General features: G+C 71.9%; 22 protein-coding genes and 1 tRNA gene. 13 read left to right on the forward strand and 10 right to left on the reverse strand.

The genetic code is table 11. The features are described 5' to 3' along the window. Positions 1–51: 51 nt before the first annotated feature. The gene (locus OIB37_RS08210; protein ID WP_330456866.1) at positions 52–1377 is read right to left on the reverse strand and encodes a M20/M25/M40 family metallo-hydrolase; all 1326 of its coding nucleotides are present in this window, start codon (positions 1375–1377) and stop codon (positions 52–54) included. A 201-nt stretch (positions 1378–1578) separates the two neighbouring features. On the opposite strand from OIB37_RS08210, the gene OIB37_RS08215 reads away from it, so the two are divergent. Further along, positions 1579–1663, forward strand: a tRNA-Leu gene (locus tag OIB37_RS08215). 134 nt (positions 1664–1797) lie between these two features. Here OIB37_RS08215 and OIB37_RS08220 read toward each other — a convergent pair. Beyond that, positions 1798–2112, reverse strand: a complete 315-nt coding sequence (locus OIB37_RS08220; RefSeq protein ID WP_330456867.1) for a dsRBD fold-containing protein — start codon at positions 2110–2112, stop codon at positions 1798–1800. A gap of 132 nt (positions 2113–2244) precedes the next feature. Here OIB37_RS08220 and OIB37_RS08225 point away from each other — a divergent pair, with 132 nt between their 5' ends. Next, entirely contained in the window at positions 2245–2619 is a 375-nt protein-coding gene (locus OIB37_RS08225) for a YchJ family protein (RefSeq protein WP_330456868.1), read from the forward strand. A gap of 51 nt (positions 2620–2670) precedes the next feature. Here OIB37_RS08225 and OIB37_RS08230 read toward each other — a convergent pair whose 3' ends face one another. Continuing rightward, positions 2671–3372, reverse strand: coding sequence for a FadR/GntR family transcriptional regulator (locus tag OIB37_RS08230; protein WP_330456869.1), 702 nt, complete (start codon positions 3370–3372; stop codon positions 2671–2673). 142 nt (positions 3373–3514) lie between these two features. Between OIB37_RS08230 and OIB37_RS08235 the strand changes: the two genes are divergently transcribed. Then, positions 3515–4033 (forward strand): gluconokinase, encoded by a 519-nt coding sequence (locus tag OIB37_RS08235; protein WP_330456870.1) that lies wholly within the window; start codon positions 3515–3517, stop codon positions 4031–4033. Positions 4034–4181: 148 nt separating this feature from the next. Continuing rightward, positions 4182–5579, forward strand: a complete 1398-nt coding sequence (locus OIB37_RS08240) for a GntP family permease (protein ID WP_330456871.1) — start codon at positions 4182–4184, stop codon at positions 5577–5579. 128 nt (positions 5580–5707) lie between these two features. Here the strand turns inward: OIB37_RS08240 and OIB37_RS08245 are convergent, their stop codons facing one another. From OIB37_RS08245 to OIB37_RS08255, 3 genes are all read right to left on the reverse strand, one after another. Next, the gene (locus OIB37_RS08245) at positions 5708–6334 is read right to left on the reverse strand and encodes a cytochrome b/b6 domain-containing protein (RefSeq protein ID WP_330456872.1); all 627 of its coding nucleotides are present in this window, start codon (positions 6332–6334) and stop codon (positions 5708–5710) included. Continuing rightward, positions 6318–7007, reverse strand: coding sequence for a molybdopterin-dependent oxidoreductase (locus OIB37_RS08250; RefSeq protein WP_330461794.1), 690 nt, complete (start codon positions 7005–7007; stop codon positions 6318–6320). The genes OIB37_RS08245 and OIB37_RS08250 overlap by 17 nt, the downstream gene beginning before the upstream one ends. 237 nt (positions 7008–7244) lie before the next feature. Then, positions 7245–8234, reverse strand: coding sequence for a hypothetical protein (locus tag OIB37_RS08255; RefSeq protein ID WP_330456873.1), 990 nt, complete (start codon positions 8232–8234; stop codon positions 7245–7247). Positions 8235–8743: 509 nt separating this feature from the next. Here OIB37_RS08255 and OIB37_RS08260 point away from each other — a divergent pair. The 7 genes from OIB37_RS08260 to OIB37_RS08290 all read left to right on the forward strand — a co-directional run bounded on the left by OIB37_RS08260 (position 8744) and on the right by OIB37_RS08290 (position 14044). Continuing rightward, positions 8744–9637, forward strand: coding sequence for a DMT family transporter (locus OIB37_RS08260; RefSeq protein ID WP_330456874.1), 894 nt, complete (start codon positions 8744–8746; stop codon positions 9635–9637). 129 nt (positions 9638–9766) lie between these two features. After that, positions 9767–10282: an NUDIX domain-containing protein gene (locus OIB37_RS08265; RefSeq protein ID WP_330456875.1), complete on the forward strand. Its 516-nt coding sequence runs from the start codon at positions 9767–9769 to the stop codon at positions 10280–10282. Between the two features lie 43 nt (positions 10283–10325). Further along, the gene (locus OIB37_RS08270; protein ID WP_330456876.1) at positions 10326–10718 is read left to right on the forward strand and encodes a YidH family protein; all 393 of its coding nucleotides are present in this window, start codon (positions 10326–10328) and stop codon (positions 10716–10718) included. Then, complete coding sequence (locus tag OIB37_RS08275; protein ID WP_330456877.1) at positions 10715–11047, forward strand: DUF202 domain-containing protein; 333 nt, start codon at positions 10715–10717, stop codon at positions 11045–11047. Before OIB37_RS08270 ends, OIB37_RS08275 begins: the two co-directional genes overlap by 4 nt. A 259-nt stretch (positions 11048–11306) precedes the next feature. Continuing rightward, positions 11307–11606: a hypothetical protein gene (locus OIB37_RS08280; RefSeq protein ID WP_330456878.1), complete on the forward strand. Its 300-nt coding sequence runs from the start codon at positions 11307–11309 to the stop codon at positions 11604–11606. A gap of 176 nt (positions 11607–11782) precedes the next feature. Beyond that, on the forward strand, positions 11783–12814 hold the full coding sequence (locus OIB37_RS08285) for a phosphotransferase family protein (protein ID WP_330456879.1): 1032 nt from the start codon (positions 11783–11785) through the stop codon (positions 12812–12814). 6 nt (positions 12815–12820) lie between these two features. Then, on the forward strand, positions 12821–14044 hold the full coding sequence (locus OIB37_RS08290) for an acyl-CoA dehydrogenase family protein (protein WP_330456880.1): 1224 nt from the start codon (positions 12821–12823) through the stop codon (positions 14042–14044). Between the two features lie 62 nt (positions 14045–14106). On the opposite strand, the gene OIB37_RS08295 is transcribed toward OIB37_RS08290, so the two are convergent. From OIB37_RS08295 to OIB37_RS08305, 3 genes are read right to left on the reverse strand one after another with little or no spacing between them, the layout of a single operon-like run. Continuing rightward, positions 14107–14700 (reverse strand): TetR/AcrR family transcriptional regulator, encoded by a 594-nt coding sequence (locus OIB37_RS08295; protein ID WP_330456881.1) that lies wholly within the window; start codon positions 14698–14700, stop codon positions 14107–14109. A gap of 26 nt (positions 14701–14726) precedes the next feature. Next, on the reverse strand, positions 14727–16406 hold the full coding sequence (locus OIB37_RS08300; protein ID WP_330456882.1) for a class I adenylate-forming enzyme family protein: 1680 nt from the start codon (positions 16404–16406) through the stop codon (positions 14727–14729). After that, the gene (locus OIB37_RS08305; protein ID WP_330456883.1) at positions 16403–17176 is read right to left on the reverse strand and encodes an SDR family oxidoreductase; all 774 of its coding nucleotides are present in this window, start codon (positions 17174–17176) and stop codon (positions 16403–16405) included. The genes OIB37_RS08300 and OIB37_RS08305 overlap by 4 nt, the downstream gene beginning before the upstream one ends. Before the next feature lie 190 nt (positions 17177–17366). On the opposite strand from OIB37_RS08305, the gene OIB37_RS08310 reads away from it, so the two are divergent. Continuing rightward, the gene (locus OIB37_RS08310) at positions 17367–18647 is read left to right on the forward strand and encodes an exo-beta-N-acetylmuramidase NamZ family protein (RefSeq protein ID WP_330461795.1); all 1281 of its coding nucleotides are present in this window, start codon (positions 17367–17369) and stop codon (positions 18645–18647) included. An 80-nt stretch (positions 18648–18727) separates the two neighbouring features. Further along, entirely contained in the window at positions 18728–20029 is a 1302-nt protein-coding gene (locus OIB37_RS08315; protein ID WP_330456884.1) for a serine-threonine protein kinase, read from the forward strand. Positions 20030–20122: 93 nt separating this feature from the next. Here OIB37_RS08315 and OIB37_RS08320 read toward each other — a convergent pair whose 3' ends face one another. Further along, positions 20123–22927: a penicillin acylase family protein gene (locus OIB37_RS08320; RefSeq protein WP_330456885.1), complete on the reverse strand. Its 2805-nt coding sequence runs from the start codon at positions 22925–22927 to the stop codon at positions 20123–20125. Positions 22928–23133 lie beyond the last annotated feature (206 nt).

The raw sequence follows: 23133 nt of genomic DNA on the forward strand, positions 1-23133 counted from the left end.
CCCTTCTCAGCAGGTGTCGCACGGGCGCCCGATTAAGCCGGGCGCCCGCCCTCACGACGCGTCGATGAACCGGTCGAGCACCCGGACGCCGAACTGCAGTCCGTCCACCGGCACCCGCTCGTCGACGCCGTGGAACATGCCGGCGAAGTCCAGCTCCGGGGGCAGCTTGAGCGGCGCGAAGCCGAAGCCGCGGATGCCGAGGTCGTCGAAGGACTTGGCGTCGGTGCCGCCGGAGAGCATGTAGGGGATGGCCTTGGCGGTGGGGTCCTCGGCGAGCAGCGAGGACTGCATGGCCGCCACCAGAGGCCCGTCGAAGTCGGTCTCCACCGCCTTGTCGGCGTGCACGTCCTCGCGCCGGACGTGCGGACCGAGGAGCCGGTCGAGGTCGCTCAGGAACTCCTCCTCGTAGCCCGGCAGGAACCGCCCGTCGATGTGCGCGGTGGCCTCGCCGGGGATGACGTTGACCTTGTAACCGGCGTTCAGCTGGGTGGGGTTGGCGGTGTTGGACAGGGTCGCGCCGATGAGCTTGGCGATGCCGCCGAGCTTGGCGAGGGTGGACTCCATGTCCTCCGGGTCCAGCACGACGCCGAACGCGTCGCCCAGTTCGTCGAGGAAGGCGCGGGTGGTCTTGGTGACCCGGACCGGGAACCTGTGCCGGCCGACGCGGGCGACGGCCTCCGACAGCTCGGTGATGGCGTTGTCGCGGTGGATCATCGACCCGTGCCCGGCGGTGCCGGCCACGGTCAGCTTCATCCAGTGCATGCCCTTCTCGGCCGTCTGGATCAGGTAGAGCCGCCGCTGCTCGCTCACGGTGAACGAGAACCCGCCGACCTCGCTGATCGCCTCGGTGACGCCCTCGAACAGCTCGGGGTGGTTGTCGACGAGGTACCGGGCGCCGTACGTGCCGCCCGCCTCCTCGTCGGCGAGGAAGGCGACCACGATGTCCCGCGGCGGCCGGCGGCCGCTCCTGAGCCGGTCGCGGACGACCGCGAGGGTCATCGCGTCCATGTCCTTCATGTCGACGGCCCCGCGCCCCCACACGCACCCGTCGGCCACCTCGCCGGAGAAGGGGCCATGGGTCCAGTCGGCCGCGTTGGCCGGTACGACGTCCAGGTGGCCGTGGATCATCAGCGCGGGCCGGGACGGGTCCTCGCCCTCGATACGGGCCACGGTGGAGGCGCGCCCCGGGTGCGACTCGAAGATCTTCGGTTCCAGCCCGACCTCGGCGAGCTTCTCGGCGACGTACTCGGCGGCCTTGCGCTCGCCGGGTCCGGAGTGGTCGCCGTAGTTGCTGGTGTCGAACCGGATCAGCTCGCGGCAGAGGTCCACGACCTCGTCCTCGCCGGTGACGCCCTTGGCCGTGTCCGTCTCGCTCACGCTGCTTCCTCCCGCTGTCACTGCTGGTGGTCCCCCTCATCCTGCCTCCGCGGCTGCCCGGACCCAAGACCGGGACCGGCTCGTCACCCCCCGTTCACACGGAACCGGCCACGGGAACGGGGGGTGATCAGACACCCCCGAAAGCCTGGTAATGTTCTCTTCGTCGCCGCGAGGGAAACCGAGCGAAACGGCAAACACCTGGTCCGGGTGGCGGAATGGCAGACGCGCTAGCTTGAGGTGCTAGTGCCCTTTATCGGGCGTGGGGGTTCAAGTCCCCCCTCGGACACAAGTTGAGACCCCTGCTCGCCAGGGGTCTTCTTCTTTTTCCAGGACGGCTCCGCGCAGGGTGCATCTCGGAGCCATGGCAGAGCCATGACCGTGCCCGGATTCCGTCGGCTCGGGGGCAGACCCTTGGGACGGTCACTCGCGGGCGCCCCACAGGGGCATGGGGCCGTCCTCGTCGAGGGCGCCCGTCGCCTTCATCTCTCCCGAGGCCGCGCGCAGCAGCAGCCGGCCCATGGCGATCAGGGCGCGTCCGGCGGCGAGTTCGTCGCCGATCTCCGGCACCGCCGTGTCGTAGGGGTTGCGGCGGGCCTCGGCGTGGCTCTCCAGGACGTTGTCGCCGGTGTCCAGGACGATCCGGGCGGTGGTGTCCGGGTCGTGTTCGGACAGGTAGAGGTTCAGCCGCCATTCCTTGACGGACGGGGGTGGTGGTCCGCTCACGGGTGGGGTCATCGTCCGCCCTCCTCACCACTCTGCGAGGCGCAACGGGACGCACCGGCGCGTCACCCCTTCCACTGTGCACCGGTCGGGCGCGCCCCGCACCGGCGGCGGGACAGGCCCCGGCGCGCGGGCAGAATGAGGGGCATGAACACGCGTACCTGCCCCTGTGGACTCCCCGGGTCCTACGACGCCTGCTGCGGCCGCTTCCACTCCGGTGCCGCGTCCGCCCCGACCGCCGAGGCGCTGATGCGGTCCCGTTACAGCGCGTTCGTGAAGGGGGACACGGGGTATCTGCTGCGCACCTGGCACCCCCGGACCCGGCCCGAGGAACTGGACCTGGACCCCGGCATGCGGTGGACGGGGCTGGAGATCCTCGACACCGCCGACGGTTCGGCCTTCCACGCCAAGGGGATCGTGACGTTCCGCGCCTCGTACCGGGGCGGCTCGCTGCACGAGCGGAGCCGGTTCGAGCGGGTGGACGGGGCGTGGGTGTACGTGGACGGGGACTTCCTCGACTGACGTTCCGCCAGATGCCGGGAAGAGGGCAGGAGATGACGGCCTGACGCTCCCTCAGGGGGCCAGGATGTCCAGCTCCTGGAGGGCGCCCACGGTGATCTCCCTGGTCAGTTCCTCCGCGCGGACGGCGTCGCGCGCGCGGACCGCCTCCGCGACCCGCACGTGCAGGGTGACGGCGGCCGGGTCGGGGTCCTCGAACATGACCTCGTGATGGGTGCGGCCGGCCAGGACCTCCGCGACGACGTCGCCGAGGCGGGCGAACATCTCGTTGCCCGAGGCCGTGAGGATGACCCGGTGGAAGGCGATGTCGTGCACCAGGTACCGGTCCAGCCGGCGGCCGCGTGAGTTGGCGACCATGCCGAGGGCGCACTCGGTGAGTTCGGCGCACTGCTCGGGCGTGGCGTGCCGGGCGGTCAGGGCCGCCGCCGCCGGCTCGATCGCCGAACGCAGCACGGTCAGGGAGCGGAGCTGGTGGGGGCGGTCGGCGCCGGCCAGCCGCCAGCGGATGACCTGGGGGTCGTAGACGTTCCACTCGCGCTTCTGGCGGACGGTCACACCGACCCGGCGGCGTGACTCGACCAGGTGCATGGACTCCAGTACGCGGACGGCCTCGCGCATCACGGAGCGCGAGACCTCGAAGTGCTGTGCCAGCTCGTCGGTGCGCAGAACGCTGCCCGGCGGGTACTCACCCGCGGTGATCGCGGGGCCGAGGGTGTCCAGTACGCGGCCGTGCAGCCCCCGGCCCGGTGTGCTCATGCACTCAGCGTACGGCGTGGGTTACAGAGACAAAAAGTCAGACTTATATGTCACACGCACTTGAATTTGTCGTATCTAATAGGTTTCAGTGTTCCGACGCCGGATGTCGGCGCCGGATGTCGAGGAAGACAGCGAGGCAGTCATGCGCACCCCCCAGGTCGTCGTCGTGATGGGTGTCGCCGGGACGGGCAAGACCACGATCGGTCCGATGCTCGCCGCCCGGCTGGGCGTCCCGTACGCCGAGGGCGACGACTTCCACCCGGAGGCCAACATCGCCAAGATGTCGGCCGGCATCCCGCTCGAGGACGCCGACAGGTGGCCGTGGCTCGACGCCATCGGACAGTGGGCGCACGGGCGGGCCGGCCTCGGTGGCGTGGTGAGCAGCTCCGCGCTGAAGCGGGCGTACCGCGACCGGCTCAGGGCCGAGGCGCCCGGGATCGTGTTCGTTCATCTCACGGGCGACCGGAAGCTGATCGAGGACCGCATGTCCCACCGGCAGGGTCACTTCATGCCGACCGCGCTGCTGGACTCCCAGTTCGCCACGCTGCAGCCGCTTCAGGACGACGAGGCGGGAGTCGCCGTCGACGTCAGTGGTGGCCCGGAGGAGATCTCCGAGCGTGCCGTGGCGGCCCTGGAAGCGTTCTCCGCGACGTCCGCGTAAGCACACCCCGCAAGCACCTCGCGGGTAGCGCGCAAGCACCCCGCGGGTGGCGCGCAAGCACCTTTCGAGCACCTCTCAGTACCTCTCAGTACCTCTTGGTGCCTCCTGGCACCCCGCCCTCGTCCCCATACCTACAAGGGAATCCCCCGTGAGCAGACTCAGCGTCGAGATGCTGGCAGCGGACCCGGTGCCGCCGATCACCTCGGCCGGCCACGCCCAGCTCGGCATAGCCGTCCTGGCGGGCATCGCCGTCATTGTTTTCCTCATCACCAAGTTCAAGCTGCATGCCTTTCTGGCCCTGACCATCGGTTCGCTGGTGCTCGGGGCGGTCGCCGGGGCACCCCTCGACAAGGCGATCGCGAGCTTCACCACCGGTCTGGGCAACACGGTCGCCGGTGTCGGTGTGCTGATCGCGCTCGGCGCGATCCTGGGCAAGCTGCTCGCCGACTCCGGCGGCGCGGACCAGATCGTCGACACGATCCTCGCCAAGGCGGGCGGCCGTGCGATGCCCTGGGCGATGGTGCTGATCGCCTCGGTGATCGGCCTGCCGCTGTTCTTCGAGGTAGGCATCGTGCTGCTGATCCCGGTCGTGCTGATGGTGGCCAAGCGTGGCAACTACTCGCTGATGCGCATCGGCATCCCGGCGCTGGCCGGTCTGTCCGTGATGCACGGTCTGATCCCGCCGCACCCCGGCCCGCTGGTCGCGATCGACGCGGTGAAGGCCAACCTGGGCGTGACGCTGGTGCTGGGCATCGTGGTCGCGATCCCGACGGTGATCATCGCCGGTCCGCTGTTCTCGAAGGTCGCCGCCCGCTGGGTGGACGTCGAGGCTCCCGACCGGATGCTCCCGGAGCGTGCCTCGGAGCAGCTGGAGCGCCGTCCGAGCTTCGGCGCGACGCTCGCCACGATGCTGCTGCCCGTGGTGCTGATGCTGGTCAAGGCGCTGGTGGACATCACCGTCGACGACCCGGCGAACATGACCCAGCGGATCTTCGACGTCGCCGGCTCGCCGCTGATCGCGCTGCTCGCGGCCGTGATCGTGGCCATCTTCACGCTGGGCCGGCCCGCCGGTTTCAGCAAGGAGCGCATCCAGCAGACGGTCGAAAAGGGCCTGATGCCGATCGTCGGCGTCCTGCTGATCGTCGGCGCGGGCGGTGGTTTCAAGCAGCTGCTGATCGACAGCGGTGTGGGCCAGATGATCCTGGACATCTCCAAGGACTGGTCGATCCCGGCGCTGCTGCTGGCCTGGCTGATCGCGGTGGTGATCCGCCTGGCGACCGGCTCGGCGACGGTGGCGACGGTCTCGGCGGCCGGTCTGGTCGCGCCGCTCGCGGCCGACATGTCGACCACGCACACCGCCCTGCTGGTCCTGGCCATCGGTGCCGGTTCGCTCTTCTTCAGCCATGTCAACGACGCCGGCTTCTGGCTGGTGAAGGAGTACTTCGGGCTGAGCGTCGGGCAGACCGTGAAGACCTGGTCGGTGATGGAGACGATCATCTCGGTGGTCGCCGGCGGTCTGGTGCTGCTGCTGTCCCTTGTGATCTAGCGGCCGTACGAAGGTGATCCAACGGCCGGTACGGCGCCGAACGGCCCACCCGCTCTCCGCTTTCAGCGGGAGTGGGTGGGCCGTTCGGCGTTCGTGTCCGTGCGGCGGGCGGCAGGCGGCAGGCGGCGTCAGGGCCGCCACAGCGGGTGTTCCCGCTCCGCCCACTCCCCGCTCACCTCTCCCGTGCGCATCCCACGCCGCGCCTCCGGATCGCCCAGGGCCATGCCGATGTGGCCGGCCAGGACCACGCCGATGGTCAGGGCGAGCCAGTCGTGGACGAAGGTGGCCGAGGTGCGCCACACCAGGGGGGCGAGGTGGGTGAACCACATCATCAGACCGGTGCCGAGCATGACCAGGGTCGCGCCCGCGATCCAGGCGGCGTAGACCTTCTGGCCGGCGTTGAACTTCCCGGCGGGCCGCGAGGAGCGGCGCTTGTCGCGGCGCAGGGCGGCGCGCAGCCAGACCCGGTCGTGCGGGCCGAAGCGGTTGAGGAAGCGCAGGTCGGCGCGGAAGGCACGGGAGACCAGACCGAGCAGCACGGGGACGGGCAGGGCGAGACCGGCGCACTCGTGGACGCGGACGACCAGTTCGCGGCGGCCTACGAGCACCGCCAGCTGCGGGACGTAGAGGCAGGCCGCGGTCACCACGCACACGCTCATCAGGACGGCGGTGGCGCGGTGCACCCAGCGTTCGGCGGGGGTGAAGCGGTGGACACGCGCGCTCGGGGGCGCCGTGGTCTCAGCTCGTAGGGTCATCGGTGCGTCCGTTCGAGCGGCCGACCCAGGCGTCGACGTCGTAACCGAGGTTCTCCCAGTAGCCCGGCCGGACGCGGTCGGTGACGGTGATTCCGGAGAGCCACTTGGCCGACTTGTAGAAGTACATGGGGGCGACGTAGAGGCGGGCGGGGCCGCCGTGGTCGTGGCCGATGTCCTTGTCCTGCATGCGCAGCGCGACCAGGACGTCCGGGCGGCGGGCCTGGTCGAGGGTGAGGCTCTCGGTGTAGGTGCCGTCGAAGCAGGTGAAGCGGACGGCCTTGGCGGAGCGGCGGACGCCGGCCGCGTCGAGCAGGTCGGAGAGGCGTACGCCCTGGAAGGGGGTGCCCGGGACGCGCCAGCCGGTGACGCACTGGACGTCCTTGACCAGCCGGGTCTGCGGCCGGGCGCGCAGGTCGGCGAGGGTGTAGGTGTGCGGACGGTCGACCAGACCGTCGACGGTGAGCCGGTAGGTGGCGGGGCTCTTGTGCGGGACGGACGCGGCGACGGAGTAGTAGCGGAAGCCGCCGCCGTTGGGCAGGAGGCCGGTCAGGCCCGTGGGGTCCTTGCCGGAGACGGTGCCGAGGAGTCCTTCGAGGCCGCGTTGCAGCGCGGGCGCGGTGGCCACGCCGAGGACGCCGAGGCCGAGGGTGCCGAGGAAGACGCGGCGGCCGATGGGCCGGCCCTGGGCGTCGGGCGCCTCGGACGGCTCGGACGGCGCTGCCTCGGCGTGCCGCTCGGACGGTGCGGGCGGTTCGGACGGTGCGGGCCGCTCGGGTCGATCGCGCCCATCGGATCGACCGGGTCGACCGGGTCGTTCGGGGTTCACCCCGTCATTCGAACACTCCTCGCCCCGGCGGGGCCAGGGAGTGCGGCGGGCGGTCAGACTTCCGTAATCAATTCTTACGGTCGCTCAGGCGGTGCCGCGCAGCGCGCGGGCGCGGGCCGTACGGAAGGCCGTGCGGGGATCGCGCTGCGGGTAGGACCAGGGGGCCGGGGTGGCCTGGTCCCCGATGTGCTGGAAGAGGGCGGTCGCCTCGGCGGAGCGGCCGGCGCAGGACATGGCGAAGGCCAGGTGGTTGAGGTCGATGTGGCGGCGCGGGTGGTCGTCGTGCTCCCACTCCAGCCACCAGTCGAACGACGTGCGCAGGATCCGGCGGGCGCGGGGGCCGGACCAGTGGCCGGTGGCTGCCGGGTCCGCGGAGGCGAGGCCGGTGACGGCGAGAACGCGGTAACGCTCGGCGTACGCGACCACCGGCAGGAGGGCCAGCGGGGAGTCGGCGGGGGCGTCGGCGGCGGCCTGCTCGGCGAGGTCGTACACCTCGTGGGACTCGGCCCGGCCGCCGCCCGGCCACTCGGCGAGGCGGGCGAGGAGCAGGTGGTGCGCGTGGTGGTGCTCGGGGTGGCGTTCGCGCAGCCGCGCGAACGTTCCCAGCAGTTCGGTCGTGGAGCCGAGGGCAGCGGCGAGCAGGAGCAGGCCGAGCCAGGGGGTGGGGTCGGCGGGCGCGAGGGCTGCGGCGGTGCGGCAGGCCGCGCGGGCCCGGCCGGGGTCGTCCTTGCCGCGCAGGGCACGGTGGACCACGGTCAGGGCGAGCAGGGTGGCGGCGTCGGCGGATCCCGGTTCGGCGAGCTGCCACTGCCGGGCCCAGGCGGCGGCGTACGGCTCGGCGGCGAGCACGGTGAGGCGGTGGCCCCGGCGGTCCCAGTCGTCGCCCGTGTGCAGCAGCAGCGAGCGCACCGGCTGCCAGCGGCCCTGGGTCAACGCGGCCCGTGCGGAACGGAGTTCGGCGTCGCCGAGGGCGGCGTCGAAGGCACGGGGAGTGCCGGGGTCGTTCGGTGGGGTGGCGCCGGGCGGGTCCGTGGGGGCCCGGAGGGCGCCGAGCAGGGGCGGGAGTGGAGGCACCGCCGGCCTTCCTGTTTTCTCGGGCTGCCATCAGCCGATCACGCACAGTCAATCCCGCGTCGCGGTTCGCGTCAAGCGGAACCGGAGTGTTGATCGGTTCAACGACCTTGACAGGAGCGGAACTTGAGCTACGCCACCACTCGGCGCGGCACCGGCCCGCGCAGGGAAGGTGCTGGTGGGCCGCGCAGGTCGGCGGGCCGACCGACGGGTCCACGGGCGGGTCGGCAGACGGCCGCGACGGACGGGCAGGCGTGCGGATGTGGCGTACGCCATGGCGCCGGGCGCGTGCCCGGCGGAACATAACCGGACGACTCCGCCCTGCGCCCGCCGCTCCTCACCTCCTCGCTTTTCCCTCTCTTTCCCGCCCCGGTCACTCCACGCCGCCGGCCGGGCGGCATGGCCGAGTCATTTGCCCGGTTCCGGGCACTCTCCGGGGCGCCACCGCGCCGGGGACGCTACAGTCGGCCACTACGCACCCGTGGCCCGGCCGGATGATCGAGGTACGCAGCGTGTCCGTTCTGGTTCTCCTCCTCGCCGTGAGCGCCGCCTGCTGCGTGGGCTTCGGGTTCGTCCTCCAGCAGAACGCCGCCCAGCAGGCCCCGCTCAGCGACTTCCTCTCCTTCCGACTGCTGCTCGACCTGGTACGGGTGCCGCGCTGGCTGGGCGGCATAGCCCTGATGGTGGCCGGGATGGGGCTGGGCGCCGTCGCTCTCGGTACGGGCGAGATCTCGCTGGTCGAACCGCTGCTCGCCACCAATCTGCTGTTCGCCCTCGCCCTGTCCCGACACCAGAACAAGCAGTCCCTGGGCCGCCAGGGCTGGGCCGGACTCGCGCTGCTCGCGGGCGGCGTGAGCGCGTTCATCCTGGCGGGGCGCCCCCAGGCCGGCAGCGCCGTCACCGATCCGCTGCGCCACTGGCTGATCATCGGCGTGATGCTCGGCGTGGCCCTGGCGCTCACCGCGTACGCCAAGCGGTCCCGGCTCAGCCGGGGTCCGCTGCTGCTGGCCACTGCCGCCGGGCTGCTGTACGGCGTGCAGGACGCGCTCACCCGGGTGAGCGGTACCCGCTTCGCCGCCGGCGGCTTCGCGGAACTGTTCACCGGCTGGCAGCCGTACGGCGTGCTGGCGCTCGGTGTCACCGGACTGCTGCTGGTGCAGAGCGCGTTCGAGACCGCGCCGCTGCGCATGTCGCTGCCCGCGCTCACCGCGGTCCAGCCGCTCGCCGGCATCCTGTGCGGGGTGGGCTTCCTCGGCGACCGGCTGCGCACCGACACCGGGGCGCTGGCCTGGCAGGCGGCGGGACTCGCGGGGATCGTCACGGGCATCGTGCTGCTCGGGCTGCACCCGGCGATGCCGTGCCGCCCGGTGGAGCGGGACCAGGTGCGGGACTTCCAGCGGAACTGAGCGAGGCCCTCCGTGTCAGCCTCCACGTCCGCCTCCACCTCCGCGGCCGCCGGGCGTCGGGAGCGGGGCGCGGGGCGCGGGTCGGGGGTTCTCGTCCGGACCGGCCCGGTGTACTGCTTGGATACGGCCATGAACCCTGCTGACGAGATCATCGACATCGTCGACGAGAACGACCAGGTCATCACCCAGAGCCCGCGCGGCGAGGCCTACGCCCGGGGGCTGCGCCACCGCTGCGCCTTCATCCTGGCCCGGGACGCTGCCGGCCGGATCTTCGTCCACCGGCGCACCGCGACCAAGCTGGTCTATCCCTCCCTGTACGACGTCTTCGTCGGCGGGGTCGTGGGGGCGGGGGAGTCCTACGACGAGGCGGCGCTGCGGGAGGCGGAGGAGGAGCTGGGGGTGACCGGACTGCCCCGGCCGGAGTTCCTCTTCAAGTTCCTGTACGACGACGGGGCCGGGCACGGCTGGTGGTCGGCGGTGTACGAGGTCCGCTGCGACCTGCCGGTACGGCCTCAGGTGGAGGAGGTGCAGTGGCACGACTTCCTGCCCGAGGACGAGCTGGAGCGGCGGCTCACCGAGTGGGAGTGGACCCCGGACGGGCTGGCGGCGTACGAGAGGCTGCGGGCCCTTCGGGCGGGCACGTGACACACAGGTGGGGCGCCGAGGGCACCCCGGTAGGGTCCTGCGCGTGATCGAATTCGTACGGAACGCCCGGCTCTGGTTCGCGCCGGAGCGGGTACGGGACGAGGGCAGCACCCCCGACTACCGGTTCTCGCTGGCCAACGAGCGCACGTTCCTGGCCTGGCTGCGGACCGCGCTCGCGCTGATCGGCGGCGGTTTCGCGGTGGACCAGTTCCTGCCGGACCTGCGCTGGGCGTGGCGGGTAGGGCTGGCGCTCGCGCTGCTCGGCGCCGGTGTGCTGTGCTCGCTGCGCGCGGTGAACCACTGGGTGCGCTGCGAGCGGGCCATGCGGCGCGGCGAGGACCTGCCCGCCTCCCGGTTCCCGGTGCTGCTGGGCCTGTTGGTGGCGGTGGTGGCCGTCGCGATGGTCGTGGTGGTGCTCGTCGGGTGGGCGGGGTGAGCGCGGCGGACCCGCCGGAGCCGGCGGAGCGGGATCCGGGGCTCCAGCCCGAGCGGACCCGGCTGGCCTGGCGGCGTACGACGCTCGCGAGCACCGTGGCCGCCGTACTCGCGGTGAAGACCTCGCTGCACGGCGGGACCACCGCCGGGGGCGTCGTCGCGTGCGCGCTGTGCTGCGTGCTGTGGCTGTGCTTCCTGGGGGTGGCCCACCACAGGATCCGCGCCCTCTCCGCGAGCCCCCGCCCGGCCGCGCTGACGCCCCGGCACGCGACGGCGGCGGTGCTGTGCGCGGTGGCGCTGGCGGTGTGCGCGGCGGCGCTGGTGGTGTAGCCCGGCGACCCCGACGGGGTGGTGCGGCCCGGTTCCCTGACGCCCGCTCACGCCCGCCGGACAGCCCGGCACGTCGGAGCCGGCCCGGTCCGGAGGACAGTCACTCACCCCTGCCTCCCGTCTCCCGTCACCTGCTCCCCCGCTCTCCCGCACTCCCGGCCCACCACACACGCCGCGCGCCCGCTTTGCCGGAATTCATACCGTTCGCGCGTAGCCTGTCGGTCGTCACCACCCCGTACCCCCCTCGAAGGTGAGCAGCATGACCACCCTTCACCAGGAGCACAGCGAGCACGGCACGCACAGCCACGGTCCGGGCTGCGGACACGCGGCCGTTCCGCACGGCGACCACCTCGACTACGCGCACGACGGCCATCTGCACCGCGAGCACGGCGGCCACTGGGACGAGTGCGAGCCGGCCTCCCACGCCGCGCACGCGGACCACGAGCACGTTCACCACGAGGAGTGCGGGCACGCGCGGGTGGTGCACGGCGACCACGTCGACTACCTCCACGACGGACACCGGCACGCCGAGCACGGGGACCACTGGGACGACCACTGACGCCTCTGGCCTGATCGACAGCTGGGGCCGACGGCTCCCCGGGCGGCGTCCCGGGGAGCCGTCGGCCTATCGTGGCCCCGGTCACGTTTCGCGGCGCGTTCCGCTCACGCACTGGACGACATACCGACCGGTCGGCATCATGTGACGGGTTCCTGTTCACCCGTTAGGAGTGATGTATGAGCGGCGACCAACCGCCCGGGCTCGATCTCGACCGGCTGCGTGCCCTGCTCGACCGTGAGCGGCCCGGCCTGGTGAACGGCCCCCTGACCGGCCGGCTGATCGAGGGCGGACGGTCGAACCTCACCTACGCGCTGTCCGACGGTGCCTCGAAGTGGGTCGTACGACGGCCTCCGCTCGGCCATGTGCTGGCCACCGCGCACGACATGAAGCGCGAGCACCGGGTGATCAGCGCGCTGCACCCGACCGAGGTGCCGGTCCCCCGGCCGGTGCTGCTGTGCGAGAACCCCGAAGCCACGGAGGTCCTCGGGGCGCCGTTCTACGTCATGGAGTTCGTCGAGGGCACCCCGTACCGCACGGCGGACCAGCTGGCCCCGCTGGGCGCGGAGCGCACCCGGAACGCGGTGCTGTCGCTGGTCGACACGCTCGTCGAACTGCACGCGGTGGACCCCGCCGAGGTGGGACTCGCGGACTTCGGCCGGCCCGAGGGCTTCCTGGACCGGCAGCTGCGCCGCTGGGGCAAGCAGCTGGACGCCTCCCGCAACCGCGAACTGGCCGGCATCGACGAGCTGCACTCCGCGCTCGGTCGCGCGCTGCCCACCTCGCCCGCGCCCACGGTCGTCCACGGCGACTACCGGCTGGACAACGTCCTGATCGGTACGGACGACAAGATCAAGGCGATCCTCGACTGGGAGATGTCGACCCTCGGCGACCCGCTGACCGACCTGGGCCTACTGGTGATGTACAGCCGGCCGCTCGAGACGCCGGACTCGCCCGTCTCCACCACCGCCGAGGCTCCGGGCCACCCGGCTCCGGCGGAGCTGATCGAACGGTACGCCGCGCGCTCGGGGCGCGACGTCTCGGAAGTCTCCTGGTACACGGCGTTCGCCTGGTTCAAGCTGGCCGTGATCCTGGAGGGCATCCACTACCGGTACACGCTGGGCCAGACGGTCGGGCGGGGCTTCGACCGCATCGGCGAGCTCGTGCCCGTCTTCATCGACCACGGACTGACCACTCTTCAGGAAGGCTGACCGGACATGGACTTCGCGTTCGACGCGCGCACGGAGGAACTGCGCGGCAGGCTCCTCGCCTTCATGGACGAGTACGTGTACCCGGCCGAGGCGGTCGCCGAGGAGCAGCGGGCCGCGCTGGCCTCGCCGTGGGACACCCCGGCGGTGGTGGGTGAGCTGAAGGCGGAGGCGCGCAGGCAGGGCCTGTGGAACCTCTTCCTGCCGGACGCCGAGTTCGGCGCCGGGCTCACCAACCTCCAGTACGCCCCGCTCGCCGAGATCACCGGCCGTTCCCCGCATCTCGCGCCCACCGCGCTGAACTGCGCGGCGCCCGACACCGGGAACATGGAGGTGCTGGCGCAGTTCGGCACCGACGAGCAGAAGAAGCAGTGGCTGGAGCCGCTGCTGGCCGGTGAGATCCGCTCGGCGTTCGCGATGACCGAGCCGGATGTGGCCTCCTCGGACGCCACGAACATCACGACGCACATCGAGCGGGCCTCCGACGGCTCGGACGAGTACGTCATCACCGGCCGCAAGTGGTACATCTCCGGGGCGATGAACCCGGACTGCAAGATCTTCATCGTGATGGGCAAGACGGACCCGGACGGCGCGGACATCCGCCGCCAGCAGTCGATGATCCTGGTCCCGCGCGACACCCCGGGCGTGACGGTCAAGCGCGCGATGCAGGTGTTCGGCTACGAGGACCACTCCCACGGCGGCCACGCCGAGGTGGTCTTCGACCACGCCCGTGTACCGGCGTCCAACCTGGTCGGCGAGGAGGGCGGCGGCTTCGCCATCGCCCAGGCCCGGCTCGGTCCCGGCCGGATCCACCACTGCATGCGGCTGATCGGCATGGCCGAGCGGGCGATCGAGCTGATGTGCCGGCGCGCGGTGTCCCGTACGGCCTTCGGCAAGCCGCTGGCCCAGCAGGGCGTGGTCCAGAACTGGATCGCGGACGCCCGGGTGACGGTCGAGCAGCTGCGCCTGCTGGTGCTGAAGACGGCCTGGCTGATGGACACCGTCGGCAACAAGGGTGCCCACGCGGAGATCCAGGCCATCAAGATCGCCACGCCTCGCGCGGTGGTCGGCATCCTCGACCGCGCGATCCAGCTGCACGGCGCGGGCGGCGTGAGCCAGGACTTCCCGCTGGCCGACCTCTACGCCGGCGCGCGCACGCTGATGCTCGCCGACGGCCCGGACGAGGTGCACCAGCGGTCGCTGGCACGCCGGGAGCTGAAGAAGTACCTGTAGCAGAGCATGCGTCAGGGGCGGTCGCTTTCGCGGCCGCCCCTGACGTGTGTGCGGGGCGCGGGCTACGGGCGCAGGGCGCGCAGCAGGAGGTCGGCGAGGTGGTCGGCGACCTGCTGCGGGGTGAGGGGGCCGTCGGGGCGGTACCAGGTCGACAGGTGGTGGACGGACCCGAAGTGGTAGTCCACGATCAGGTCGGACGGGGTCACCGTGGAGAAGACGCCGGTGCGCTGGCCCTCCTCGACCAGGGCGCGGAACCGTTCGTGGTAGCGCCGGCGCTCGGCGCGGACCTGCTTGTTCTTCTCCGGGCTCAGGTGGTGCATCGAGCGGAAGAAGATCATCGCGTCGTCGAGGTTCTCGATCGTGGTGACGACGACGTCCGCGGCCGCGGCGCGCAGCCGCTTCTCGACGGGCTCGTCGGCGTCGGCGAACGAGTCGAGGCGCTCCTGCTGGACGCGCAGCACGCGCGCGTACACCTCGTGCAGGAGGTCGTCCTTGGAGCCGAAGTAGTGGTAGAGCGCCCCCTTGGTGACGCCGGCCGCCTCCACGATCTCCTGTACCGAGGTCCGGTCGTAACCCTGCTCGGCGAAGAGGCGGGTGGCGGCGTTCAGCAGCCGTTGCGGGACGGGTGTCCCGTCCCCGTCCGTCGTTCTGGGCACTGCCGCCACCTGCCTTTCCGTCGTGTCTACCGGCTCTCGTTGCCGCTGTCCTGGGCGTGGGAACGCAGTTCCCGCCGGAGGATCTTCCCACTCGCCGTCTTGGGCAGGTCGGGCAGGATCTCCACCTGGCGCGGGTACTTGTACGCGGCCAGTCTCTCCTTGCACCAGGCCGCGAGGTCGTCCGGGGCCGTCTCGGCGCCGGGACGCAGGCTGATGTAGGCCTTGACGGTCTCCCCGCGGTAGCCGTCCGGGACGCCGACGACGGCCGCCTCGCGCACCGCCGGATGGGTGTAGAGGACGTCCTCGACCTCGCGCGGCCACACCTTGAAGCCGGAGGCGTTGATCATGTCCTTCTTGCGGTCGACGACGTAGAGCCAGCCCTGTTCGTCCATGAAGCCGATGTCGCCGGTGCGCAGTTCCCCGTCCGGGAAGGTCTCGGCGGTGGCCTCGGGGCGCCGCCAGTAGCCGGGGACGACCTGCGGGCCGCGTACGACGATCTCGCCCTGCTCCCCGAGGGGCACCTCCGCGCCCTGGTCGTCGAGGATCCGTACGACGGTGTCGGCGCCGGGCAGACCGACCGACAGCGTGCCGGAGACGGGGTCGACGGGTGCCTCAAGGCCGGGCGGCACGGAGGCGCAGGGGGCGGTGCACTCGGTGAGGCCGTAGCCGACGCGGATGTACGGCCCGAAGCGCTCCCGGAACCGCTCCACGAGGGCGGGCGGCACGGGGGCGCCGCCGGAGGAGATGTTCACGAAGGAGGCGAAGTGCTCCGGGGTGACGTCCGGGTGGGCGGCCAGCGCCATGAAGGCGGTGGAGGGGCCGACGGTGTAGTGCGGGCGGTGCTCGGCGAACGCCTCCAGGACGACGCCGGTGTCGAAGCGGTAGGTGAGCACGAGCGTGCCCGCGCTGACCAGGCAGGCGCCGAACTGGCAGACCATTCCGGTGATGTGGAACAGGGGCGCGAGCGCGTAGTACACGGGTGCCTCGGGCAGGGCGAGCCCGGTGCGCTGCCGCTCGGCGTTGTGCATGATGTTGCGGTGCGTGTTGGTGGCGCCCTTGGGGGTGCCGCTGGTGCCCGAGGTGTAGCTGATCAGCGCGATGTCGTCGGGATGCGGCGCGCGGCCCTCGGGCGCCTTGCCGCCCCGGCGGGCGACGGCCACGAGGTCGTCGGCGTCGGGGGCCTGGGGCAGCCGCTCGAAGCCGAGCACGCGCGTGTCGTCGCGGGTCTGGAAGTCCCGCTCGCATCCGGTGAGCACGATCCGCACCGGTGAGCCGGAGGCGGTCTCGCGCAGATACGACTCCCAGGCCCGGTCGGAGCAGATCAGCGCGGCCACCTCGCCGTCCCGCAGGACGTGGGCGACCTCGGCCGACTTGTACATCGGGTTGACGGGGACGACGGTCGCGCCCGCCTTCCAGGCGCCGAGGACGGCCAGCACGAAGTGCGGGGAGTTCTGCAGCAGGACGGCGACCCGGTCGCCGCGCTCCAGGCCGCGCTCGGCGAGGTGGGCGGCGACGGAGTCGGACAGCTCGTCGGCCTCGCGGTAGCTCAGGCGGGCGTCGAAGTAGGTCAGGAAGGTGCGGTCGGGGGCCTCGTCGACGGCGTGGCGCAGGGCGTGCACGAGGGAGTCGGCGGGGTCGACCGGGGCGCGCTGTGCCTCGTCGAGGAGGGCCAGCCAGGGGCGGGCCGTGTAGGGGGAGGTGGTCACCTGGCGGCCTCCCACTTGCGCTGGATGTGGTTCATGCCGGCGAGCCAGCGGTCGGGGGTGGTGGCCCGGGCGCCGTAGTAGTCGGCGACCTCGGGGTGCGGCAGGATCAGGAAGCGGTCCTCCTCGATGCCCTGGAACAGGGCGTCCGCGACCGCGTCGGGCTCGATCGCGCCGGGCTGGAGCACCAGGTCGCCGGCGCTGCCGGTGGCGGCCAGCATGTCGGTGCGCACACCCTGCGGGCAGATGGCGTGGACCTTGAGGCCCCGGTGGCGGTAGGTGAGCGACAGCCACTCGGCGAAGGCGAGCGCGCCGTGCTTGGTGACGCTGTAGGAGGGTGCGCCGATCATGGTGAGCAGGCCGGCGGCCGAGACGGTGGAGACGAACCGGCCCGTGCCGCGCTCCAGCCAGTCCGGCAGCAGCTCGTGGGCCGCGCGGACGTGGGCCATCACGTTGACGTCCCAGGACACCGCCCAGGATTTCTCGTCGAGCCCCGCGCCGGGCAGCCCGTCCTCGAAGGCGACGCCCGCGTTGGCGCAGTACACGTCGATGGTGCCGCCGAGCGCGTCCCGCGCCTCGCCGACGATCACGGAGGCGTCGCCGGGCACGGCGATCCCGCCGATCTCCGCCGCCACCGCCTCGGCCTTCTCGCCGTCCAGGTCGTTCACGACCACCCGGGCGCCCTCGGCGGCGAATCGGCGGGCCAGCGCGGCCCCGATCCCGCCGCCCGCTCCGGTGACGACCACTCCCGCATCCTGCACGGCTTCCACCATCGGTCCTCGGTCTCCTTCGACACGACTTTCGCGCGGCGCGCATCGGCTCTGCGGCGCCAGACTAACCAGTCGGTATGTCATTCGGAAGGGGAATCTCCGACGACTCCGGTCCGGCGCGTTCCGTGCCGGGCGACCGCACGCTAGCGTCCCCGTGGCCATGACACCCGCCGCGAACACGGAGGTCGACCGCATGACGCTGTCCAGACGGAGCCTGCTCGCCACCACGGCCGCCGCGGCCGCCGCCGCGCCGCTCGCCGCCTCGGCCGCCCGGGACTCGGGCGCCTTCGGGGACGGGCACCGGCCGCACCACGGCTCCTCCGGGGACCGGCTGCGCACCGGCTTCGAGCGCCTCGCCGACGACGGCTACGGCCTGCTCGCCGGCCGGAAGACCGGCATCGTCACCAACCCCACCGGGATCACCCGCGACGTCCGCCACATCGTCGACGTCATGCACGCCGACCCGCGCGTGCGGCTGACCGCCGTCTTCGGCCCCGAGCACGGCTTCCGGGGCACCGCCCAGGCCGGCGGCTCCGAGGGCCGCTACGACGACCCGGCGACCGGCCTGCCGGTCTACGACACCTACCTCAAGAGCGGCACCGCGCTGGCCGACGTCTTCACCGCCTCCGGCGTGGACACGGTGGTCTTCGACATCCAGGACGCCGGCGCCCGCTTCTACACCTACATCTGGACCCTGTACGACTGCATGGAGGCGGCCGCCCTCGCGGGCAAGCGGTTCGTCGTCCTCGACCGCCCCAACCCGGCCACCGGACGCGCCGCCCAAGGGCCGGTGCTGCACAAGGAGTTCGCCACCTTCGTCGGCCGGCAGCCGATCGCGCAGGCGCACGGCATGACGGTCGCCGAACTCGCCCGGCTCTTCAACGCCGAGTTCCTGGCCAAGCCCGTGCCGCTGGAGACCGTCCTGATGACGGGCTGGAAGCGCACCGACTTCTACGACGCCGCCGGGCTGCCCTGGGTGCCGCCGAGCCCGAACATGCCCACCCCGGACACGGCGTTGGTGTACTCCGGCACCTGCATGTTCGAGGGCACCAACCTGTCCGAGGGCCGGGGCACGACCCGCCCCTTCGAACTCCTCGGCGCGGAGGGCGTAGACGGGCGCTGGGCCGCCGCCGTCAACGAACTCGCTCTGCCCGGTGTGCGGTTCAGGGAGGCGTACTTCGCGCCCACCTTCTCCAAGTTCCAGGGCAAGACCGTCGGGGGCGTGCAGATCCATGTCCACGACCGGGCCGCCTACGACCCCGTACGCACCGGGATCGCGCTGCTGGTGACCGCGAAGAAGGTGTGGGACGGCTTCGCCTGGCGCCCGGACAACTGGATCGACAAGCTCACCGGCTCCACCCAGGTGCGCACGATGATCGACGCGGGTGCCGGGACCGACGAGGTGACCGGGGCCTGGCAGGAGGAGCTGAAGGCGTTCCGGCGGGTTCGAAAGGAATATCTCCTCTACGGGTGAGCCGTGTTGTATGGCCAGGCTTGCCCCGCGGCGGGACGATGCGCCCACATCACACCGTTGGGGGGACGAGGGAGCCTGGCATGGCGGATCCTGGGATGAGCGTGACTCCCTACTGGGAGCTGACCTTCGACGCGGACGGGGACGTGGACCGCCCCGAACGCGACCGGCTGCTGGCGCAGGTCACGGGCCGGGGCGTCCGTGACCTGATCGTCTTCGCGCACGGCTGGAACAACGACCGTTCGAGCGCCACCGCGCTGTACCGCCGCTTCTTCGCGCCGGTCCCGGCGCTCGCGCCGAAGGCGCGGATCGGGTACGTGGGGGTGGTCTGGCCGTCGATGCGGTTCTCCGACGAGCCGATCCCGGACTTCCCCAGATCCGTGGCGGCCACCGAGGCGGAGGCGGCACCGGGCGCGGGCCTGGACAAGGACACCCGGCGCGCGCTGCCGGCGGCCTTCCCGGGCCGGGCCACGGTGATCGACCAGATCGCCCGGATGCTGGACGAACGGCCGCGCGGCGAAAGGGGACTGACGGAGTTCGGGCGGCTGGTGCGGACACTGGCCGAGGCACCGGAGCCGGGCGCCGCGGCGGACACCCCGCAGGAGGGTGTGCCCGCCGTGCTCGACGGGGACACGGCCGCCGTGTGCGAGGGGCTGGCCGAGGCACTGGCGGGGCTCGCCGCGCCCGGGACCCCCGAGGGGTTCGGTCTGCCTAACCCCTGGGACGGCGCCAAGGAACTGCTGCGGCAGGTGACGTACTACACGATGAAGCGCCGGGCCGGGACGGTCGGCGAGCGGGGACTCGGTCCGGTGGTCGGGCAGTTGGCCCGCGCGGCGGACCCGGTGCGGGTGCATCTGGTCGGACACAGCTTCGGCGGACGGCTGGTGTCGTTCGCGCTGCGCGGGCTGCCCGCGGGCGTGCGCACGGTGAAGTCCGTGACGCTACTCCAAGGGGCCTTCTCGCACTACGCGTTCGCCGCGCGGCTGCCGCACGCCCCGGACACGGCGGGTGCCCTGCACGGGCTCCAGGACCGGATCGACGGCCCTCTGGTCTGCTGCTACTCGCACTTCGACGCGGCCCTCGGCACCTTCTACCCGCTGGCCTCCCGGGCCTCGGGCGACGACCGGTCGTTCGGCGGGAACGCCGTCGGTGACCTGCTGGGCGCCCGGTGGGGTGCCATGGGGCACGACGGGGCGCGGGAGGTGTCCGGCGCGGCCGGACTGGACCTCGCCGCGGCCCTGCGCGGCCCGCTGCCCGCCAGGGGGTGCGTGAACGTCGACGCGGCGGCCGTGGTCAGGCGGGGCGGCCCGCCGAGCGGCGCCCACAGCGACATCCTGCACCCGGAACTGGCGCGGGTGGTGCTGGCTGCGGGGCGGATCGCCTGAGCCGGGCTGTCGCCCACGGGTGTCGACCGGCAGGCGTGGGCGGACCGGTGTCAGCCAACGGGCGTTGGCCGACACCGGTCCGCCGTCACCGGTTCACCGGTGCGAGGTGTACTCCACCACCTGCTGGAAGGTGGGCCGGTTCTGCCAGCTGATCCTGCCGTGCTTGATGCCGCCCAGGGCGCGCTGCACGATCGAGTCGGCGCACCACTGGTCGCCCGCCGAGCACTGGTCGTCGCCCGGGTAGACCTGTGCGGCAGTGAGGCCGGCTGCCTGCTTCAGGGTGCTGATGAGGATGTCCCGGCAGGAGCCGAGGCTTCCGCCGCCGCAGTACGCCCGCGCCAGGGGACCCTGCACGGGCTCACCGAGCACCGTCCGGATGTCCTTGTCGACGTAGCTCCACCACCCGTACTGGAAGGAGCTGCCGGCGTGCGAGCCGGTCGGGCCGTGTCCGGCGGAGGGTGCCTCGTCCACGGGCAGGCCGGCGGTGATCGCGGTGTACAGGTCGGTGCCCAGACCGGGCTCGAACTCCGCCTTCACCAGCTGTGGCCACCAGGCGTCGAGGACGCGGATCGCGTCGGCGTTGGCGTACGTCTTCGAGCCGGCCGACGTCTCCGTGCGCCTGGCGCCCGCCGCCGCCCAGACCTGGAGCTTGCTCACCGCGGCGGCGGCGGTGGGGTCGGTCACCGGTGAGGAGTTGACGACCTTGAGCAACTTGGGCAGCACGTCCTCGGCGCGCAGGTCGGCGAGGGCCGCGTCCGCCATGGCCTTCGTCAGCGCCGAGCGGGTCACCCCGCCGGCCGCGACCAGCTTCTTCACCCGGTCGTCCAGCAGGTTGCCGCGGTGCACCGAGCCCTCGCCCCAGGGGGCGGCCGCGTAGTCCTTGGCCTGCTTGTTGTTCCAGGAGACGTAGTAGTCCTGGTCGACGGAGGCGGGGTGGGCTGAGGCCGGGGTGTAGTCGGCCGTGTTGGTCGCCGGGTCCCAGTTCCGCCACTCGTACGCCTGCTGCCCCCACACGGGGAACTCGGCGTCGACGCCGCTCGCCCGGACCGGGTTGTCACCGCTGTTGTAGTAGGCGGTGTGCTGGGAGTCGGCGTAGAACCAGTTGAAGGTGTAGTTGATGTGCTGGGCCGCGCTGCGGAAGTCCGCCGGGCCCTTGACGTAGTCGGGGTCGTTCAGCATCTGGAAGCCGATGATCGAGTCGACTTCGTGCAGGTAGGAGGAGCGCAGGGTGGTGTAGGCGACCTTCTTGCCGCCGACGGTCGCGCGGTACTGCACCGGCCCGTACTTCGTGCGCCACACCCGCATCGTGTACGACCCCGCCGCCGTGCCGTCGGCGACGGTCGGCGACCAGGCGTTCTTCTGCTCGACCTTGTCCATGGCGGTGCAGGTGCCGCGGTAGAGGTAGTGGTAGTCGTCCTGGCACAGTTCGACGGCGTAGGTGTCGATGATGTCCTGGCCGGACGTGGTGGCGCTCCAGGAGTAGTCCTGGCCTCGGCCGAGTTCGACGTACATGCTCAGGCCGGCGAAGGAGGCTCCGCGGGCGCTGATGCCGGGGCCCTGGATCTCCTGGAGCATGAGCAGCTGCGGGGCGAAGTAGCCGGTCTGTGGCCCGAACACGGCGACGGGGTGGCCGCTCGCGGTGTGCTTGCCGCTGACCACCAGGGCGTTGGACATGCCGCGCCTGGCGGAGCCGAGCGTGGTCCGGGCGGCCGTGGCGGAGGTGCGCCGGGCGCTCGCGGTGGCGGCGCTGCCCGTGCGGTCGTAGACGAGCGGTTCCCGGGCGGCCGAGCCCGGATCGGGCAGGGCCTCGCCCTGGGCGTCGTCGGGCTTGACGGCGTAGGGGAAGCTCTCGCCGTCGTGGACGGTGAGGACGGCCTCGGGGTCGTTGCGCTCGCGGAAGGACTCCCAGACCTTGGTGCCCTCCTCCACGCCGTACTTGGACTGGGCGGCGATCAGGGACAGGGCGTTGTTCACCTCGCCGCCCCCGCCTGAGCCGAAGAGCGAGCCGACGACGGAGGCGAGCGCCACCAGGTCGGTGATCTTGAAGTGGTCGATGGTGCCGGCGTTGGTGATGGAGTCCTTGTGGCCGGTCAGGACGTACTCGCCGGGGAAGTAGCGGCCGCTGTCGGAGGCGTCGATGTAGGCGTTGACGCCGGCGAGGTAGGCGTTCGCGTCGGCGAGGGCCTGCTGACCGCGGGCGCCGTTGCCGTTGACGGCGCGGTCGATCTGCGCCTGGAGGTCGGCCTCGGTGTAGGGGGCGTTGCGGTAGAACTCCTGCTCGAGGCCCTGGTTGGAGGGGGCGCCGCCGGCGAAGGCCGTCAACTGGCCGCGGCCCACGTGCCGGAAGACGTCCATGAGCCAGAGCCGGTCCTCGGCGGCCGCGTAGCCGGCGCCGAACTCGGTGCCGTACCGGGTGGTGCCCGTGATGTGCGGCACGCCGGCCTTCTTGTCGCGGACGATGGTCACGTCGGTGCGGCCGGCGGGCTTCTCGGTGGAGGCGACCTGGTCGGTGGCGACGCCGAAGGAGGCGTCGTTGAAGAAGGTGCTGATCTTCGCGTCGGTCAGGCCCTGGTAGCCGGTGGCGAGGTTGGCGTAGGGGCCGAGCTGGTCCTCGGCGTGCGTGGGCTGGGTGCCGAAGACCTGGTTGAGCAGGATCTGGGCGAGGGTGGCGTTGCCGTTCTCGCCGGGCGGCAGGATGTCCGAACACTGGCCGCCGCAGTAGTCGTTCGAGGCGGTGGCGCCCTGCGCGGTGGCGCCCTGCGCGGCGGCGGCCTGGGTGAGCGGGGAGAGAAGACCGGCGATCAGAACGCAGACGGATGCCGTCTTCAGGAACCCGGAGAGCTTGCGGGGAGTTCTCAGTGCGTCGAGCAACACGTTGCGTGGGGTGCGCCGTGCCATGGCAGCTCCTCCCGACGGGGGTGGGCCGGACGTTACCGCCGGTATCCCCGGGAGAGAAGATGAACATGCGTCAACTTCCTTGATGACTTGGCCCGGTGGCTCCCGGCGGTCAACCCGGGGTGCCTTATGGGAGGCATCGGAATTCGGATGGAGCCGGATCGTGTGTCGATACGTCTACTGGGCGACGTCGCGTGGAACCCGTACGA

This window comes from Streptomyces sp. NBC_00820, from assembly GCF_036347055.1.
Lineage (GTDB): Bacteria > Actinomycetota > Actinomycetes > Streptomycetales > Streptomycetaceae > Streptomyces.

Excerpts from the sequence above, each read along its gene's own strand:
- OIB37_RS08280 (WP_330456878.1), top strand. The coding sequence starts at position 11,307 with ATGACCACCCTTCACCAGGAGCACAGCGAGCACGGCACGCACAGCCAC.
- OIB37_RS08310 (WP_330461795.1), top strand. The coding sequence starts at position 17,367 with ATGACGCTGTCCAGACGGAGCCTGCTCGCCACCACGGCCGCCGCGGCC.
- OIB37_RS08265 (WP_330456875.1), top strand. The coding sequence starts at position 9,767 with ATGAACCCTGCTGACGAGATCATCGACATCGTCGACGAGAACGACCAG.
- OIB37_RS08225 (WP_330456868.1), top strand. The coding sequence starts at position 2,245 with ATGAACACGCGTACCTGCCCCTGTGGACTCCCCGGGTCCTACGACGCC.
- OIB37_RS08290 (WP_330456880.1), top strand. The coding sequence starts at position 12,821 with ATGGACTTCGCGTTCGACGCGCGCACGGAGGAACTGCGCGGCAGGCTC.
- OIB37_RS08315 (WP_330456884.1), top strand. The coding sequence starts at position 18,728 with ATGGCGGATCCTGGGATGAGCGTGACTCCCTACTGGGAGCTGACCTTC.
- OIB37_RS08230 (WP_330456869.1), bottom strand. The coding sequence starts at position 3,372 with ATGAGCACACCGGGCCGGGGGCTGCACGGCCGCGTACTGGACACCCTC.
- OIB37_RS08305 (WP_330456883.1), bottom strand. The coding sequence starts at position 17,176 with ATGGTGGAAGCCGTGCAGGATGCGGGAGTGGTCGTCACCGGAGCGGGC.
- OIB37_RS08320 (WP_330456885.1), bottom strand. The coding sequence starts at position 22,927 with ATGGCACGGCGCACCCCACGCAACGTGTTGCTCGACGCACTGAGAACT.
- OIB37_RS08285 (WP_330456879.1), top strand. The coding sequence starts at position 11,783 with ATGAGCGGCGACCAACCGCCCGGGCTCGATCTCGACCGGCTGCGTGCC.
- OIB37_RS08235 (WP_330456870.1), top strand. The coding sequence starts at position 3,515 with ATGCGCACCCCCCAGGTCGTCGTCGTGATGGGTGTCGCCGGGACGGGC.
- OIB37_RS08220 (WP_330456867.1), bottom strand. The coding sequence starts at position 2,112 with ATGACCCCACCCGTGAGCGGACCACCACCCCCGTCCGTCAAGGAATGG.
- OIB37_RS08245 (WP_330456872.1), bottom strand. The coding sequence starts at position 6,334 with ATGACCCTACGAGCTGAGACCACGGCGCCCCCGAGCGCGCGTGTCCAC.